This is a genomic window from Frigidibacter oleivorans, from assembly GCF_003993775.1.
In the GTDB taxonomy this organism is placed as follows: domain Bacteria; phylum Pseudomonadota; class Alphaproteobacteria; order Rhodobacterales; family Rhodobacteraceae; genus Frigidibacter; species Frigidibacter oleivorans.
Genome location: NZ_RJRZ01000004.1, coordinates 112353 through 127437, shown reverse-complemented (window position 1 = coordinate 127437; position 15085 = coordinate 112353). Strand labels below are relative to the sequence as shown.

19 protein-coding genes are annotated in these 15085 nt (G+C 70.9%); 14 read left to right on the top strand and 5 right to left on the bottom strand.

What is annotated here, in order from left to right:
* The first annotated feature begins 1 nt into the window (after position 1).
* From EEY80_RS07590 to EEY80_RS07580, 3 genes are all read left to right on the top strand, one after another.
* Positions 2–307, top strand: coding sequence for an urease subunit beta (locus tag EEY80_RS07590; RefSeq protein WP_126975987.1), 306 nt, complete (start codon positions 2–4; stop codon positions 305–307).
* A 175-nt stretch (positions 308–482) separates the two neighbouring features.
* On the top strand, positions 483–803 hold the full coding sequence (locus tag EEY80_RS07585; RefSeq protein WP_126975986.1) for an antifreeze protein: 321 nt from the start codon (positions 483–485) through the stop codon (positions 801–803).
* 48 nt (positions 804–851) lie between these two features.
* On the top strand, positions 852–1202 hold the full coding sequence (locus EEY80_RS07580) for a GFA family protein (RefSeq protein ID WP_126975985.1): 351 nt from the start codon (positions 852–854) through the stop codon (positions 1200–1202).
* Between the two features lie 18 nt (positions 1203–1220).
* Here the strand turns inward: EEY80_RS07580 and EEY80_RS07575 are convergent, their stop codons facing one another.
* Positions 1221–2072: a cytochrome c gene (locus EEY80_RS07575; RefSeq protein ID WP_235829742.1), complete on the bottom strand. Its 852-nt coding sequence runs from the start codon at positions 2070–2072 to the stop codon at positions 1221–1223.
* Positions 2073–2451: 379 nt separating this feature from the next.
* Here EEY80_RS07575 and EEY80_RS07570 point away from each other — a divergent pair, with 379 nt between their 5' ends.
* Positions 2452–2796 carry a hypothetical protein gene (locus tag EEY80_RS07570; protein ID WP_126975984.1) on the top strand — a complete coding sequence of 115 codons (345 nt, stop codon included), beginning with the start codon at positions 2452–2454 and terminating at the stop codon, positions 2794–2796.
* A 203-nt stretch (positions 2797–2999) separates the two neighbouring features.
* The gene (ureC, locus tag EEY80_RS07565; protein WP_126975983.1) at positions 3000–4709 is read left to right on the top strand and encodes an urease subunit alpha; all 1710 of its coding nucleotides are present in this window, start codon (positions 3000–3002) and stop codon (positions 4707–4709) included.
* 117 nt (positions 4710–4826) lie between these two features.
* On the opposite strand, the gene EEY80_RS07560 is transcribed toward ureC, so the two are convergent.
* From EEY80_RS07560 to phnF, 3 genes are all read right to left on the bottom strand, one after another.
* Positions 4827–6008: an alpha-D-ribose 1-methylphosphonate 5-triphosphate diphosphatase gene (locus tag EEY80_RS07560; RefSeq protein ID WP_126975982.1), complete on the bottom strand. Its 1182-nt coding sequence runs from the start codon at positions 6006–6008 to the stop codon at positions 4827–4829.
* Between the two features lie 96 nt (positions 6009–6104).
* Positions 6105–6791, bottom strand: a complete 687-nt coding sequence (locus EEY80_RS07555) for a fumarylacetoacetate hydrolase family protein (protein ID WP_126975981.1) — start codon at positions 6789–6791, stop codon at positions 6105–6107.
* 70 nt (positions 6792–6861) lie between these two features.
* Entirely contained in the window at positions 6862–7590 is a 729-nt protein-coding gene (gene phnF, locus EEY80_RS07550; RefSeq protein ID WP_126975980.1) for a phosphonate metabolism transcriptional regulator PhnF, read from the bottom strand.
* Between the two features lie 105 nt (positions 7591–7695).
* Between phnF and phnG the strand changes: the two genes are divergently transcribed.
* The 9 genes from phnG (at position 7696) to phnN (ending at position 14407) form a co-directional block, all read left to right on the top strand.
* Positions 7696–8148 (top strand): phosphonate C-P lyase system protein PhnG, encoded by a 453-nt coding sequence (gene phnG / locus EEY80_RS07545; RefSeq protein ID WP_126975979.1) that lies wholly within the window; start codon positions 7696–7698, stop codon positions 8146–8148.
* Entirely contained in the window at positions 8148–8729 is a 582-nt protein-coding gene (gene phnH, locus EEY80_RS07540) for a phosphonate C-P lyase system protein PhnH (RefSeq protein WP_164738182.1), read from the top strand. The genes phnG and phnH overlap by 1 nt, the downstream gene beginning before the upstream one ends.
* Positions 8729–9847: a carbon-phosphorus lyase complex subunit PhnI gene (locus EEY80_RS07535; protein ID WP_126975978.1), complete on the top strand. Its 1119-nt coding sequence runs from the start codon at positions 8729–8731 to the stop codon at positions 9845–9847. Before phnH ends, EEY80_RS07535 begins: the two co-directional genes overlap by 1 nt.
* On the top strand, positions 9844–10440 hold the full coding sequence (locus EEY80_RS07530; protein ID WP_126975977.1) for an HAD family hydrolase: 597 nt from the start codon (positions 9844–9846) through the stop codon (positions 10438–10440). Before EEY80_RS07535 ends, EEY80_RS07530 begins: the two co-directional genes overlap by 4 nt.
* Positions 10437–11297 carry an alpha-D-ribose 1-methylphosphonate 5-phosphate C-P-lyase PhnJ gene (locus EEY80_RS07525; RefSeq protein ID WP_126975976.1) on the top strand — a complete coding sequence of 287 codons (861 nt, stop codon included), beginning with the start codon at positions 10437–10439 and terminating at the stop codon, positions 11295–11297. The genes EEY80_RS07530 and EEY80_RS07525 overlap by 4 nt, the downstream gene beginning before the upstream one ends.
* Positions 11298–11385: 88 nt before the next feature.
* On the top strand, positions 11386–12156 hold the full coding sequence (gene phnK, locus EEY80_RS07520) for a phosphonate C-P lyase system protein PhnK (RefSeq protein ID WP_126975975.1): 771 nt from the start codon (positions 11386–11388) through the stop codon (positions 12154–12156).
* A 3-nt stretch (positions 12157–12159) separates the two neighbouring features.
* Positions 12160–13116 (top strand): magnesium transporter CorA family protein, encoded by a 957-nt coding sequence (locus EEY80_RS07515; RefSeq protein WP_126975974.1) that lies wholly within the window; start codon positions 12160–12162, stop codon positions 13114–13116.
* 16 nt (positions 13117–13132) lie between these two features.
* Complete coding sequence (gene phnL / locus EEY80_RS07510; protein ID WP_407920721.1) at positions 13133–13825, top strand: phosphonate C-P lyase system protein PhnL; 693 nt, start codon at positions 13133–13135, stop codon at positions 13823–13825.
* Positions 13826–13828: 3 nt separating this feature from the next.
* The gene (phnN, locus tag EEY80_RS07505; protein ID WP_126975973.1) at positions 13829–14407 is read left to right on the top strand and encodes a phosphonate metabolism protein/1,5-bisphosphokinase (PRPP-forming) PhnN; all 579 of its coding nucleotides are present in this window, start codon (positions 13829–13831) and stop codon (positions 14405–14407) included.
* Here phnN and EEY80_RS07500 read toward each other — a convergent pair.
* Positions 14356–15078: a DUF1045 domain-containing protein gene (locus tag EEY80_RS07500; RefSeq protein ID WP_126975972.1), complete on the bottom strand. Its 723-nt coding sequence runs from the start codon at positions 15076–15078 to the stop codon at positions 14356–14358. The two genes, phnN and EEY80_RS07500, sit on opposite strands and share 52 nt — an antisense overlap.
* Positions 15079–15085: the final 7 nt, after the last annotated feature.

Genomic DNA, 15085 nt, shown 5'->3' with positions numbered 1-15085 from the left:
GATGATCCCCGGAGAGGTCATTCCCGCCGCGGGCGAGATCGAACTGAACGCGGGCCTGCCGGCGCTGCGGCTGATGGTGGCCAATACCGGCGATCGGCCGATCCAGGTGGGCAGCCACTATCACTTCGCCGAAACCAATGCGGGGCTCGATTTCGACCGCGACGCGGCGCGGGGGCACCGGCTGGACATCCCCGCGGGCACGGCGGTGCGGTTCGAGCCCGGCCAGACCCGCGAGGTGCAGCTGGTGCCCTATCGCGGGGCGCGGGTGGTGACCGGGTTCAACGGCAAGGTGATGGGCGCGCTGTAGCCGCCCGTGCCCGCCCGCACACTCCGCAAGGGCGCCCGGCGACGTTATGCCGCGTTGCAGCGCCGTTGACGTGCCGCAGTGCAGCATGAAATGTTGCAACTGCAGAAATCGCGGGTCGGTGACGGACCTGCGGGGGGGCGGCGGGCGTTGTGGTCCCGCAACAGCGGAGGCGGGCATGGCACGCGGACACAACTTCTTCACCCCCTATTACGTGGGCCTCGAACTGTGGCGCATCGGGATGGAGGCACAGGCCGTCATCACCATGCGCACGCTCGGGATGATGGGCATGTGGGCGACGCGCCCGCAGGAGGTGGCGCGCATGATCCGCGAGAAGCCCGAGGCGGCGGCGGCGGCATGGTTCGCGGCCAGCCGCGCGGCGATGGGCGGCGGCGGCACCGAGGCGGTGGTGCGCGCCGCGCTGCGCCCGGTGGGCCGCAAGACCGGATCGAACATGCGGCGTCTGGCGCGGCTTGGCCCGCCCGGCATCTGCGGCTAGGCTGGCATCGCGCGGCCGCAGGGGCCGTTCCCGGGGCCGGAGACCGCGATGACCCATTACATCGGAAGCTGCCAGTGCGGCGCCGTCCGCTTCGAGGTGGATTGCGACCTGTCGCAGACGATCACCTGCAACTGTTCGCGCTGCCGCAGGCTGGGGGCGGTGCTGGCCTTCGCGCCCCGCACCGTCTTTACCCTGATCGAGGGGGAAGAGGCGCTCAGCGACTTCCGCTTCAACAGCCACAGGATCGCGCACCGCTTCTGCGCCACCTGCGGCATCCAGAGCTTTTCCTTCGCCGACGGGCCGGACGGCACGCCGATGGTGGCGGTCAATGTCAACTGCCTCGACGGGGTGGACGCGCGGACGCTGTCGCCCGTCGCCTATGACGGCGCCTCGGCCTGAGGCGCCGTCGGCCTGGCCTTACGGCGAGGGCAGGGGCGGCAGGCTGCGCAGATACAGGACCACCGCCTCCAGATCCTCGGGCGTCATCGCCGCCAGATAGCCATAGGGCATCGGCGGCAGCATCGGCGACCCGTCGGGACGCCGGCCCTCGACGATCATCGCCTTCAGCTCCGCGTCGCTGTAGCGGCCGATGCCATCGGTCGGATGCGGCGTCAGGTTGGCCGCGACCGAGGTGCCCCAGGGACCGTGGAAGGCAAAGCCCCCGCGGCCGAGGTCGGTGGCCAGCATCGGCCCCTGCGGACCCATCGGCGTGTGGCATTCCATGCAATGCATCACCGGACCGGCCAGATAGGCGCCGTATTCGGCGGTGGGGCCGGCGGGCGGAGGCGTCACGCTGTCCACCGGCGGGCCGTAGGCGGGCGGCAGCGGGAAGCTGTATTCCGAAGGCGGCGTCTGGTTTTCCACCGGCGCCAGCGTGCGCAGGAACATCACGATCGAGGCGAGATCGTCGTCGCCAAGCCCGCGATACAGGCTGAAGGGCATCGGCGGGCCGATCACGCTGCCGTCCGGGCGCAGGCCCTCGCGGATGGCGCGGGCCAGTTCGGCATCGCTCCACTGCGCCGCGGCGCCGGCGGGCGTCAGGTTCGGGGCATAGGCGGTCATCATCGCGCTCTGCTCGACCAGCCGGCCGGCGAGTTCCATGCCGGGCACCGGGCCTTCTGGGCCGAGAGGCGTGTGGCAATTGCCGCAGCCGGCGGGGCCGCGGACGAGATATTCGCCGCGTTCCAGCGACGGTTCGGCCTGCAGGGCGGGGGACATCGCAAACAGCAGGAGGGCGGCGATCGGGGCCACCGGGAAGGGACGGGTCATGACGGTCTCTGGCATGGGCGCCGGACGGGCGCGTGCTGGAAATGGCGCGCGCGGCACCGGGCGCGTCGGTTTATCAATTCGGTCTTCAAATAGGGGCTGCGCCGCGACGGCCGTTCGATCCGCCGCATCGCGGACCGTGCGATGCCACAGCGGCAGTTGCGTGTCAATATGTCGCAGCGGCGGCGCAGCCCCGGGCCGGTCACGCGGATGTTGCGGGCGCGGCGGAACTTCGCGGCGGCGCAGCACTTTGAGTCCTGCAGGGCTGCAGCGGCCGGGTCCGGTCCCGACGGCGCGGTCCCGCGGAACCTGCAGATGTCCCCGGTCCCGGTTCAGCCCCGGCCCGGACCGGACCCGTCACGGCAACCAGCGGAGAACGCACATGTATGGCTACCTCACCACCCCCTTCGCCTTCTGGCAGCAGGCCTTCGATATGTGGCAGCAGATGCTGCGGTCGCAGATCGACATGCTCAACGCCATGGCCGGCGCCACCGCCCGCGCGCAGGGCGACACGATGACCGAGGCTGCGGAGCAGGGCGCGTCGGCGATGCGCGACGCGGCCGACGCCACCGCGGACACGGCGGCGCAGGTCAGCCGCAATGCCGCCGATGCGGCGCAGGAAACGGCCGGCGCGACGGTCGACGCGGTGTCGGCCCTGTCGTCGGGCATGTCCTCGGGCCTGCCCGCGCCCGGCACCCGCCCGGCGGGCGACAAGCGCTCGTTCTGACCCCCGGCCCCGCCCCCGCAGCAGGGGGCGGGGCTGCCTGCCGGTTGATCGCGGATCGGGCGATCTGCCACCTAAACCGGCAGCGGCGAAACGCGCGGGCGGCCCCGGCCCCGCCCGGGACGGCCCGCATTTGACTTCGCCCCGACGCGCGGGCGACACCCGGAAGGCAGCGACCAGCCGCACCGATCAGCCGGAGTGTCCGAATGCCCGTCCGCCTTTCCCGCGCCACCTATGCCGACATGTATGGCCCCACCACCGGCGACCGGCTGCGGCTCGGCGATACCGACCTGATCGTCGAGGTCGAGCGCGACCTGACCACCTATGGCGAGGAGGTGAAGTTCGGCGGCGGCAAGGTCATCCGTGACGGCATGGGCCAGAGCCAGGCGACGCGGGCCGAGGGCGCGGTCGATACGGTCATCACCAATGCGCTGATCCTGGACCATAGCGGCATCTACAAGGCCGATGTGGGCCTGCGCGACGGGCGCATCCACCGGATCGGCAAGGCCGGCAATCCCGACACCCAGCCCGGCGTCGACATCGTCGTGGGGCCGGGGACCGAGGCCATCGCCGGCGAGGGCCGGATCCTGACCGCGGGCGGGATGGACGCGCATATCCATTTCATCTGTCCGCAGCAGGTGGACGACGCGCTGCATTCCGGCATCACCACCATGCTGGGCGGCGGCACCGGCCCGGCGCATGGCACGCTCGCCACCACCTGCACCCCCGGTCCCTGGCACATCGCGCGGATGCTGCAGGCGCTGGACGCCTTCCCGATGAATTTCGGCCTGTCGGGCAAGGGCAATGCCAGCCGCCCCGATGCGCTGGTGGAAATGGTGAAGGCCGGCGCCTGCGCGATGAAGCTGCACGAGGACTGGGGCACCACCCCCGCCGCCATCGACTGCTGCCTGTCGGTGGCCGATGACATGGACGTGCAGGTGATGATCCATACCGACACACTGAACGAGTCGGGCTTCGTCGAGAACACGCTGTCCGCCATCGGCGGCCGCACCATCCATGCCTTCCACACCGAAGGCGCGGGCGGCGGACATGCGCCCGACATCATCAAGGTCGTCAGCAGCCGGAACGTGATCCCGTCCTCGACCAACCCGACGATGCCCTACACGGTGAACACGCTGGAAGAGCATCTGGACATGCTGATGGTCTGCCACCACCTCGACAAGTCGATCCCCGAGGATGTTGCCTTCGCCGAAAGCCGCATCCGCAAGGAGACCATCGCGGCGGAGGACATCCTGCATGACATGGGGGCCTTCTCGATCCTGTCCTCGGACAGCCAGGCGATGGGCCGCATCGGCGAGGTCATCACCCGCACCTGGCAGACCGCGCACAAGATGAAGCTGCAGCGCGGCCGCCTGGCCGAGGAGACGGGCGACAACGACAATGTCCGGGTGAAGCGCTATGTGGCGAAATACACGATCAACCCCGCCATCGCGCAGGGCATGTCGCGCCATATCGGCAGCGTGGAAGAAGGCAAGCGCGCCGATCTGGTGCTGTGGCATCCGGCCTTCTTCGGCGCCAAGCCGGACATGGTGCTGATCGGCGGCACCATCGTCGTGGCGCAGATGGGCGATCCCAATGCCTCGATCCCGACGCCGCAGCCGGTGCATACGCGGCCGATGTGGGGCGCCTTCGGGCGCAGCGTCGAACGCTCGGCGGTGCTGTTCGTCAGCCAGGCCGCGGCGGCGGAGGGGGTCGGCGCGGCCTATGGGCTGGCCAAGGAGGTGTTGCCCGTCACCGGCACCCGGACCATCGGCAAGCCCGACATGATCCACAACAGCGCCATGCCGCGGATCGAGGTCAACCCCGAGACCTATGAGGTGCGGGCGGATGGCGAGCTGCTGGTCTGCGAGCCGGCGCGCGAACTGCCGCTGGCGCAGCGGTATTTCCTGTTCTGATCCGGGTCGCCGTTCCGCGCGGGCGGTGAGGCCGGGAGGGGCCGTCTGCCCCTCCCGGACCCTCCCCGAGGATATTTTGCCGACGAGAAACGGAGTGGGCGCGCCCGGGGGCGGGGGCTATTCCGCCGCCAGCCGCATCACCTGCGGCGCCGCAAGAAATCGCCGCCCCGCTTCGCCGGAGAGGTAGGACAGCCGGCCCCCCGCGATCGTCGCCTCGACGGCGCGGGTTTCGGCATTGACCACGGTCACGTCGGCGCGGCGGCCGAAATCCAGCGTGCCGCGGTCGGGCAGGCGCAGGATCTCGGCCGGGCGGGTGGAGATCATCGCCCAGGCCTGCGGCAGGCTGCGCAGCCCGCGATCCACCAGCGTCCAGACCGACCGCACCAGCGCCGGATAGTAGTAGTCGGACACCAGCGCGTCGCAGAGCCCGTGCTCGATCAGGTCCAGCGCCGCGACATTGCCGTTCTGGCTTTGCCCGCGCACGACATTGGGCGCGCCCATCAGCACCGGGTCGTTCATCGCCTTCGCCGCTGCCGCAGCCTGCCGGGCGACGGGGAATTCGGCGATGCGCGCGCCGATCATCGACATCCGCTCGCGCGTTTCGCCATCGGGATCGTCATGGCTGCCATAGAGCACGCCGGTCCGGTCGAAGGCCTCGGCCAGACGGCACAGGTGGCGCGGCACCTCGCGCGCGCGGGTCGCGGCCTGCTCGACGGCGGCGAGGTGATCCTCGGGGTCGCGGCCCAGCCGGCGCGCCCATGCGGCGAATTCGGCCGGCCGCGTCGCCCGCATCTCCAGCGCGTCGGGCAGGTGGTTGTTGAAGACGACATAGCCGATGCGATGCCGCTCCACCGCCGCGATCAGCCGGGCGCCCGCATCCACCAGATGCGTCTCGGCCCGGATCTGCAGGCGGATATCGGTCAGGGCGCGGGGCCGGTAGCTGGCCAGCGCCGCCATCAGCGCCTCGGCCGCCGCCGGGTCGCGGGGGCCGCCCTCCCAGCTCCAGCCCTGGGCGAAGAAGGCGGTGGTCACGCCATGCGCCGCTGCCTCGCGATCCGCCGAGCCGAGCCCGTGGACCGGGTCGAAGGGCACGCCGGGGCGGGGCGCGATATGCCGCTCGAACGCGTCGCCATGCAGGTCGACGATGCCGGGCAGCAGGTAGAAGCCGTGCATGTCGATTTCCGGCAGCGGCCCCTTGGTGATCCGCCCCTCGGCGATCGCCAGCGAGCGGCGCTGCATCTCGCCGTCGCGCAGGATCTGGGCGCCGACAAGGCGCAGGGGGGGAAGATAGGCCGACATGGGAAGGACGGGCTGCTCGGATCGTTTCTGATGGGTGGTTGCCTGTGGATAAGGCGAATCTGTATCGCGGGTGTGACAGGGGGTGGTGTGGGGCCCTCACACCACCTCCACATCCAGCGGCGGCAGGCCCTCCACCCGGGCGTCCAGCCGGTCGCCGCGGGTGACGGCGGCGACGCCGGCGGGGGTGCCGGTCAGGATCACGTCGCCGGGGGCCAGCACGAACAGCCTCGACAGGTGTGCGATCACCTCGGGGATCGGCCAGATCAGGTCGGCAATGGTCGCCTCCTGCCGGACGGTGCCGTTCACCGTCAGCCGGATTGCGGCGGTGGCGATGCCGGGCGCCTCTGCCGCGCGCAGGGCGGGCGCGATCGGGGCGGAATGCTCGAAGGCCTTCGCGGCCTCCCAGGGCCGGCCCGCCTTCTTGGCCTGCGCCTGCAGGTCGCGCCGGGTCATGTCGAGCGCGGTGGCATAGCCGAAGACATGCGCCATCGCCGCATCCGCCGCGATGTCCTGCCCGCCGCGGCCGATCAAGACCGCAAGCTCGATCTCGTGATGCAGGTCCTGCGTTTCCGGCGGATAGGGAAAGCGGGCCCCGGTCAGCAGGTTGTCGGGGTTCTTCTGGAAGAAGAAGGGCGGTTCGCGGTCCGGGTCATGCCCCATCTCGCGCGCGTGTTCGGCATAGTTGCGGCCGACGCAATAGACCCGGCGCACCGGAAAGCGGGCGGCAGTCCCGGCGACGGGCAGCGATACCTGCGGGGCGGGGGGGAAGCAGAATTCGGTCATCCGGGGCTCCTGTCTGGTCCGGGCACGGCATCGGCGCGGGCCTCATTGGTGCGGGGCCGCGGGGCAGGGGTCAAGACGGCTGGGCGTCCTCGGGCGTCACCGTCAGCGTCACCCGGTCGCCGGCAAACCAGGTCTCGCCGAATTCCACCGGCCTCCCGGCGGCATCGACATTGATCGCCACCGTCCGCAGGATCGGGTCGCCCTCGCGGATGTTCAGCCGCAGCGCCTGCATCGGCGTGGCGATCATCGCCGTCATCCGGGTTTCGGCGCGGGTATAGTCGGCCAGCCCGCAGGCGGCGAGCGCGCGGGTGATCGAGGTTTCGCGGCGCAGCGTCTCGATCAGGTCCGGGAAGCGGGCGGCGGGAAAGACCGACCGGAACATCGCCAGCGGCGCGCCATCCGCCAGCGACACGCCCTCGCAGACGGTGACGCCGTCCCCGGGCGCCAGCGACAGGGCCTGCGCCTCGCGGTCGTCGGCGGCACGGGATTCGAGCGACAGGATCTCGCGCCCCGCGATGCGTCCCGCGGCGGCGAGGTTCTGGCGGAACCGGGTGCGGCGGCCCAGCGGATAGTCCACAGGCGGCGCCGCGGCGACGAAGACCCCGGCCCCGCGCCGCGACCGCACCAGCCCCGCCTCGGCCAGATCGGCGAGCGCCCGGCGCACGGTATGGCGATTGACCCCGAAGCGGGCGGCGAACTCCGCCTCGGTCGGCAGCTTGGCGCCGGGGCCGTATTGCCCCGCCACGATGCCTTCGCGCAGGGTGGCGGCGATGTCGGTCCAGAGCGCGGTGCGGGCCATGTCATCATCCTGTCATCAAATCTTCACCGAGCAAGGCCTTGTGCGACTCGGGGTCGGCGGATAAAAATTTGTCTAGTTGTATAGTAATGGCGACAACCTGGCAAGATGTCCAAGATCGACGATGATACGGCGCCACGCGCCGCCTGGATGGGTCTGCTGGCCCGCAGCCGGCCCGACCGGCTGGCCGCGCTGCTGGCGCCGCTGGACCTGCCGGCGCATGACTGGGCGCGGGCGCCGGAAAGCGGCGCGGTGATGGTGCGGGGGCGGGCCGGCGGCACCGGCGCGCCCTTCAACCTGGGCGAGATGACGGTGACGCGCTGCGCGCTGCGGCTGGCGACGGGCGAGGTGGGCCATGCCTATGTGCAGGGCCGGGACCGCGCCCATGCCACACGGGCGGCGCTGGTCGATGCGCTGATGCAGGGCCCGCGCGCGGCCGAGATGCAGGCGGCGGTGCTGGACCCGCTGGCCGCCGACCGGGCGGCGCAGCGGGCGGCGCGGGCCGGCAAGGCGGCAGCCACCAGGGTGGAGTTCTTCACGCTCGTCCGGGGAGAGGATTGATGCAGACCGACAGAATGTCCGGCAGCCTCTCCGGCGGTTTCGCCGATCCGGCCCGCGACGCCGCCCGCGCCTTCCGCGCGGTGCTGGAGGCGATGGCGCGGCCCGGCACGATCCATGCCATGGCCGGGGCGCTGCCGCCCGGGCCCTGTTCGCCCGCCGCGGGGGCGGTGCTGCTGACGCTGGCGGACCGCACCACGCCGGTGCATCTGGCGCCGTCGCATGACCGGCCCGAGCTGCGAGACTGGATCGCCTTCCACACCGGCGCGCCCATCGTCGCGGCGGAAGGGGCGACCTTTGCCCTTGGCGACTGGCCGGGGTTGCAGCCGCTCGACCGCTTTGCCGTCGGCCTGCCCGACTATCCCGACCGGTCGGCGACGCTGATCGTCGAGATGCCGGCGCTGGAACCCGCGGGCGCGCGGCTCACCGGCCCGGGCATCCGCGACGCGGCGTGGCTGTCGCTGCCCGAGGTCGCGGCCTTCGCCGCCAACCGGGCGCTGTTCCCGCTGGGCTTCGACACCATCCTGACCGCGGGGGACCGGCTTGCCGCCCTGCCGCGCACCACCCGCGTGGAGGCCGCCTGATGTATGTCGCCGTGAAAGGGGGCGAGCGCGCCATCGACGCCGCCCATGACTGGCTGGCCGAGGAACGTCGCGGCGACCCGGCGGTGCCGGAACTGTCGGTCGCGCAGATCCGCGAGCAGATGGCGCTGGCCGTGAACCGGGTGATGGCGGAAGGCTCGCTCTATGACCGCGACCTCGCCGCGCTGGCGATCAAGCAGGCGCGGGGCGACCTGATCGAGGCGATATTCCTGATCCGCGCCTATCGCACGACGCTGCCGCGCTTCGGCGGCTCGCGCCCCGTCGATACCGGGGCGATGGACTGCATCCGCCGGATCAGCGCCACCTTCAAGGACGCGCCGGGGGGGCAGGTTCTGGGGCCGACCTTCGACTATACGCACCGCCTGCTGGATTTCGCGCTGGCCGCGGAAGGCGAGGCGCGGCCGGACGATGTGCCGCCGGCCGAAGCGGCCCCCGGACCGCGACCCGAACCGGCGCCCGTGCCGCATATCCTCGACTTCCTCGGGCAGGACGGGCTGATCCAGGCCGAAGCCCCGGGCGAGGACGACCCCCGCGACCTGACGCGCGAGCCGCTGGAACTGCCCGCCGACCGGGCACTGCGATTGCAGTCGCTGACCCGGGGGGACGAGGGCTTCGTGCTGGGCCTCGCCTATTCCACGCAGCGGGGCTATGCGCGCAACCACGCCTTCGTCGGCGAATTGCGCATCGGCACCTGCGCGGTCGAACTCGACATCCCCGAACTCGGCTTCGCCGTCGAGATCGGCGAGGTGGAACTGACCGAATGCGAGACGGTGAACCAGTTCAAGGGCTCCAAGACCGAACCGCCGCAATTCACCCGCGGCTACGGGCTGACCTTCGGCCAGACCGAACGCAAGGCGATCAGCATGGCGCTGGTGGACCGGGCGCTGCGCTGGAAGGAACTGGGCGAGGATTTCGCCGGCGCCCCGGCGCAGGACGAGGAATTCGTGCTGTCCCATGCCGACAATATCCAGGCGACCGGGTTCCTCGAACATATCAAGCTGCCGCATTACGTCGACTTCCAGTCCGAGATGGAACTGGTGCGCAAGATCCGGGCGGCGGCGGACCGGGCACGGGCCGGGCTGGGGGAGGCGGCGGAATGAAGACCATCGTGTTCGATATCGGCAATGTGCTGGTCCGCTGGCAGCCGCATCTGGCCTTCGTCGGGCCTCTCGGCAGCCACGAGGCCGCCGAAGCCTTCCTTCAGCGCACGGATTTCGCGGCGCTCAACCTGCGCGCGGATGGCGGCGAACGCTTCGCCGACCTCGCCGCCGAGATCCCCGATCCGGCGGATCGGGCGCTGTTCGCGGCCTATCCCGCCGCCTACCACCTGACCATCGCCGAGGCCATCGAGGGCACATGGGCGCTGATGGACCGGCTGCGCGCCAAGGGGCATCCGATCCATGCCATTACCAACTGGTCGTCCGAAACCTGGGGAACGGGGCTTGCCCTGCATCCGCGGCTGGCCAGCGCCTTCGGCGTCACCGTGGTGTCGGGGCAGGAGCGGGTGCTGAAGCCCGATCCGGCGATCTTCGGGCTGCTCTGCGCCCGGGCGGGCGTGGCGGCCCCGGACTGCCTGTTCATCGACGACAGCCCGAAGAACGTGGCGGGCGCACGGGCGGCGGGGATGGAGGCCATCCATTTCACCGCGCCCGAGGCGCTGGAGGCCGCGCTGACCGAAAGGGGCCTGCTGTGACCGACGACTACAACTTCGCCTATCTCGACGAGGAAACGAAGCGGATGATCCGCCGCGCGATCCTGAAGGGCGTGGCGATCCCGGGCTATCAGGTGCCCTTCGCCAGCCGCGAGATGCCGATGCCCTATGGCTGGGGCACCGGCGGCGTGCAGGTGACCGCCGCCTGCCTGACGCCCGAGGACCGGCTGAAGGTCATCGACCAGGGCGCGGACGACACCACCAATGCCGTGTCGATCCGCAAGTTCTTTCACCGCACCGCGGGGGTCGACACGACCGAGGCCACGGCCGAGGCCACGATCATCCAGACCCGCCACCGCATCCCGGAAACGCCGCTGGCCGAGGGGCAGATCCTGGTCTTCCAAGTGCCGATTCCGGAACCGCTGCGCTTTCTGGAGCCGCGCGAGACCGAGACGCGGAAGATGCACGAGCTGGAGGAATACGGGCTGATGCATGTGAAGCTCTATGAGGACATCGCCCGCCACGGCCGCATCGCCACCGCCTATGCCTATCCGGTGCTGGTCGAGGACCGCTATGTGATGGACCCCTCGCCGATCCCGAAATTCGACAATCCGAAGCTGGACGACAATCCGGCGATCCTGCTGTTCGGGGCGGGGCGCGAACAGCGGATCTATGCGCTGCCGCCCTATACAAAGGTGGTGAGCCTCGATTTCGAGGATCACCCGTTCGAGCCGTCGAAGGCCGATCACGACTGCGATCTGTGCGGCGCGTCCGATACCTATCTGGACGAGGTGATCACCGACGACCGGGGCGGGCGGATGTTCGTCTGTTCGGATACCGATCATTGCCGGACCCGCCGCGCGGCGGGGCATGCCGGACGGCTGGGGGCGGTGGCGTGATGACCGTCCTCACGTTCCCTCGTCCCGCATCCGCCCCGGTCGGGCGTAGTCCCCTGACAGGTCCGCTTCCTGCACAGGAGTTTTCCAGATGACCCCGCTGCTGTCCGTCCGCGACATCGAGAAACGCTATGGCGCCCGCATCGGCTGCACCGGCGTCAGCTTCGACCTGTTCCCGGGCGAGGTGATGGGCATCGTCGGCGAAAGCGGCTCGGGCAAGTCCACGCTCCTGTCCTGCCTCGCCGGGCACATGGCGCCCGATGCGGGGCAGGTCATCTTCGCCACCCGCGACCGCGGGCCGGTGGATACCGTGACGATGAGCGAGCCCGCGCGGCGGATGCTGGCGCGCACCGACTGGGCCTTCGTCCACCAGAACCCGCGCGACGGGCTGCGCATGGGCGTCAGCGCCGGCGGCAATGTCGGCGAACGGCTGATGGCGGTGGGCGGGCGGCATTATGGCACCATCCGCGAGACGGCGACCGACTGGCTGGCCCGGGTCGAGATCGCCGCCGACCGCATCGACGACCGCCCCAGCCAGTTTTCCGGCGGGATGCAGCAGCGGCTGCAGATCGCGCGCAACCTGGTGACCGGGCCGCGGCTGGTGTTCATGGACGAACCCACGGGCGGGCTCGATGTCAGCGTGCAGGCCCGGCTTTTGGATCTGCTGCGCGGGCTGGTGCGCCGTCTGGGGCTGTCGGCGATCGTGGTGACGCACGATCTGGCGGTGGTGCGGCTGCTCGCCGACCGGCTGATGGTGATGAAGGGCGGGCGGGTCGTGGAAACCGGCCTGACCGATCAAGTGCTTGACGATCCGCAGCATGGGTATACGCAGCTTCTGGTCTCCTCCGTGCTGCAGGTATGATCCATGCTCTTCGCCTATCAACCCGGTCCGCGGGGGCTGATGCGCCTCGGCCAGGGCGCCTCGCTGACCGAGGCGCTGTGGATCGACATCTATCGCCCGCTCGACAATCAGGTGCAGGCGCTGGCCGCACTCGGGATCGAGGTGCCGACGCTGGCGGACATGGAAGAGATCGAGATCTCGAACCGGCTCTACCGCGAGGATGCGGTGGATTACATCACCGTGGTGCTGCCCGGGCTGACGCCGGCGCGGGTGCAGGTGTCGGGACCCGTGACCTTCATCCTGTCGCCGGGGCGGCTGGTGACGGTGCGCCACCACGCGCCGCGCCCGTTCGAGACCTTTCCCGACCGGGCGGACAAGGCGGTGGCCGGCTGTTCGGACCCGGACCGCATCTTCCTCGGCCTGATCGAGGAGATCGTCAGCCGGCAGGCGGACCTGCTGGAACAGGTGGGGCGGGTGCTGGACGGCATCTCGACCGACATCTTCTCGCCCGGCGAGGCGCGCCCGCCCGAGGCGTTGCAGAAGATGCTGGAACTGGTGGGCCAGCAGGGCGAGATGATCGGCCGGGTGCGGCTGGCGCTGCTGACGCTGGAACGGGCGCTGACCTTCTATGGCACGGGCGCGGCGGGCCGGGTGGGCGACGCGCTGAAGGGCTTCGTCAAGAACGAGCTGCGCGACATCCAGGCGCTGGCGGTGCATGCCGATTTCCTGTCGGCGCGCGTGGCACTGGCCGTGGACGCGGTGCTGGGGATGATCAACCTCGCGCAGAACACCACGGTGCGGATCGTGTCGGTGGTGGCGGCGCTGTTCCTGCCGCCGACGCTGATCGCCTCGCTCTACGGGATGAACTTCGCGGTGATGCCGGAACTGCAATGGCGCTTCGGCTATCCGATGGCACTGGGGATGATGCTGGGGTCGGCGGTGGCGACCTACCTGTTCTTCAAGTGGAAGAAATGGCTGTGATTTCGGGAGAGCGCAGATGACGGATGCGGTGATCCGGCTGGCCGGGGTGGCCAAGACCTTTACCCTGCACAACCAGGGCAGCGCGGTCATTCCGGTGATGGCGGGGGCCGAGCTGTCGGTGGCGGCGGGCGAATGCGTGGGGCTGGTCGGCGCCTCGGGCGCGGGCAAGTCCACGCTGATGCGGATGATCTGGGGCAACTACCTCGCCGCGGCGGGACAGATCCTGGTGGCGGGGGTGGATGTGGCCCGGGCCGAGCCGCGGCAGATCCTGGCCCTGCGCCGCGGGACGCTGGGCTATGTCAGCCAGTTCCTGCGGGTAGTGCCGCGGGTGCCGACGCTGGACGTGGTGGCCGAACCGCTGTTCGCCCTGGGGATGGAGGAAGAGGCGGCGCGTGCCCGGGCGGCGGGGCTGCTCGCGCGGCTGAACATCCCCGAACGGCTGTGGAGCCTGTCGCCCACCACCTTCTCGGGCGGCGAACAGCAGCGGGTGAACATCGCCCGGGGCTTCGCGCATGACTATCCGGCGCTGCTGCTGGACGAGCCGACGGCCAGCCTCGACGCCGCCAACCGCGAGACGGTGCTGCGGCTGATCGAGGAGGCGAAGGGACGGGGCGCGGCGATCGTCGGCATCTTCCATGACGAACCGGCCCGGGCGCGGGTCTGCGACCGGCTGGTCGACGTGGCCGCCTTCACCCCGAAAGCCGCCTGAGCGATGGCGGGGCGGGTCTTCGCGGTGGTCGGGCCTTCGGGCGCGGGCAAGGATACGGTGATCGCCGCCGTGGCCGCGGCCCGGCCGGACCTGCATGTCGTCCGCCGCGTCATCACCCGGCCCGAGGCGGCGGGGGGCGAACCCTTCGAGGGCGTGACCGAGGCCGAATTCGCCCGCCGCCGCGCCGCGGGGGATTTCGCGCTGGACTGGCAGGCGCATGGCCTGAGCTATGGCATCCCCGCCGGCGCGGCGGCTGCGGCGGCGCAAGGCGGGACGGTGATCTTCAACGGCTCGCGGGCGATGCTGGCGCAGGCGGCGGCGGTGTTTCCCGGCCTGACGGTGCTGCTGGTGACGGCCCGGCCCGTCACGCTGGCCGCCCGGCTGGCCGCGCGCGGCCGCGAAAGCGCCGAGGACATCGCCCGCCGGCTGGACCGGCTGGCGGATTTTTCGCTGCCCGAGGGGCTGCCCACGCTGCGCATCGACAATGACGGGCCGCTGGAGGCCGCGGTGCAGGCGGTGCTGGCGGCGCTTCAGCCCGCGGCGGATTGCGGCGCGGCGGCGGTGCCGCCGGTCAGGGCATAGCGGTGCAGGATATGGAAACGTCCGTCCCCGGCTTCGCCGAACAGGCAGATCTCGTCCACCACGAAGGGATCGGGGCAGAGGGGCGCCACCGCCCCGGCCAGCGCTGCCTCGACCGCGTCGGCCTCGTCCTCCTCCACGCGGCCGGTCAGCGTCAGGTGAAAGCGGAACTCGCCCATCACATAGGGATAGCCCCAGCGGTCCAGCAGGTCGCGCTGTTCGGACGTCAGCTTCGCCGCCTGCCGGCGGATCAGATCCTCGGTCGTCAGCGGCGCGCGATAGGGATCGAGGTCCTTCACCACGGTCGCGGCGAGGCATTCCAGCGCGCCGGTGTCGCCGGTGGGAACCAGCGCCATGAACCGGCCGATCCGGTGCAGCGCCAGCCGGCCGGTCGTGACCGGGGCCAGACGGGCCGCCAGCGCCGCGGTCGCGCCCATCAGGCCCTCGGGCGTGGCGCCGTCCACCAGCCGGAAGGGCGGCTTCAGCGTGCCGTGGAACCCGTATTTGCGCGGCTCTTCGGTCAGGCTGTCGGCCGGGCGGGCCAGGCCGGGCAGGGCGAGCGGCGGCAGGTCGCGGCCCCGGGCGGCATCCCAGCCCAGCCACTGCGCGCCGAAATCGGCCAGCGGACCGGGCGCGGGCGCCCAGTAGATGGCATAGCGTCGAAACTCCGTCATTCCGTAT

Coding starts and splice junctions, on each gene's coding strand:
- EEY80_RS07590 (WP_126975987.1), top strand. CDS start 2: ATGATCCCCGGAGAGGTCATTCCCGCCGCGGGCGAGATCGAACTGAAC.
- EEY80_RS07585 (WP_126975986.1), top strand. CDS start 483: ATGGCACGCGGACACAACTTCTTCACCCCCTATTACGTGGGCCTCGAA.
- EEY80_RS07580 (WP_126975985.1), top strand. CDS start 852: ATGACCCATTACATCGGAAGCTGCCAGTGCGGCGCCGTCCGCTTCGAG.
- EEY80_RS07575 (WP_235829742.1), bottom strand. CDS start 2,072: ATGACCCGTCCCTTCCCGGTGGCCCCGATCGCCGCCCTCCTGCTGTTT.
- EEY80_RS07570 (WP_126975984.1), top strand. CDS start 2,452: ATGTATGGCTACCTCACCACCCCCTTCGCCTTCTGGCAGCAGGCCTTC.
- ureC (WP_126975983.1), top strand. CDS start 3,000: ATGCCCGTCCGCCTTTCCCGCGCCACCTATGCCGACATGTATGGCCCC.
- EEY80_RS07560 (WP_126975982.1), bottom strand. CDS start 6,008: ATGTCGGCCTATCTTCCCCCCCTGCGCCTTGTCGGCGCCCAGATCCTG.
- EEY80_RS07555 (WP_126975981.1), bottom strand. CDS start 6,791: ATGACCGAATTCTGCTTCCCCCCCGCCCCGCAGGTATCGCTGCCCGTC.
- phnF (WP_126975980.1), bottom strand. CDS start 7,590: ATGGCCCGCACCGCGCTCTGGACCGACATCGCCGCCACCCTGCGCGAA.
- phnG (WP_126975979.1), top strand. CDS start 7,696: ATGTCCAAGATCGACGATGATACGGCGCCACGCGCCGCCTGGATGGGT.
- phnH (WP_164738182.1), top strand. CDS start 8,148: ATGCAGACCGACAGAATGTCCGGCAGCCTCTCCGGCGGTTTCGCCGAT.
- EEY80_RS07535 (WP_126975978.1), top strand. CDS start 8,729: ATGTATGTCGCCGTGAAAGGGGGCGAGCGCGCCATCGACGCCGCCCAT.
- EEY80_RS07530 (WP_126975977.1), top strand. CDS start 9,844: ATGAAGACCATCGTGTTCGATATCGGCAATGTGCTGGTCCGCTGGCAG.
- phnK (WP_126975975.1), top strand. CDS start 11,386: ATGACCCCGCTGCTGTCCGTCCGCGACATCGAGAAACGCTATGGCGCC.
- EEY80_RS07515 (WP_126975974.1), top strand. CDS start 12,160: ATGCTCTTCGCCTATCAACCCGGTCCGCGGGGGCTGATGCGCCTCGGC.
- phnL (WP_407920721.1), top strand. CDS start 13,133: ATGACGGATGCGGTGATCCGGCTGGCCGGGGTGGCCAAGACCTTTACC.
- phnN (WP_126975973.1), top strand. CDS start 13,829: ATGGCGGGGCGGGTCTTCGCGGTGGTCGGGCCTTCGGGCGCGGGCAAG.
- EEY80_RS07500 (WP_126975972.1), bottom strand. CDS start 15,078: ATGACGGAGTTTCGACGCTATGCCATCTACTGGGCGCCCGCGCCCGGT.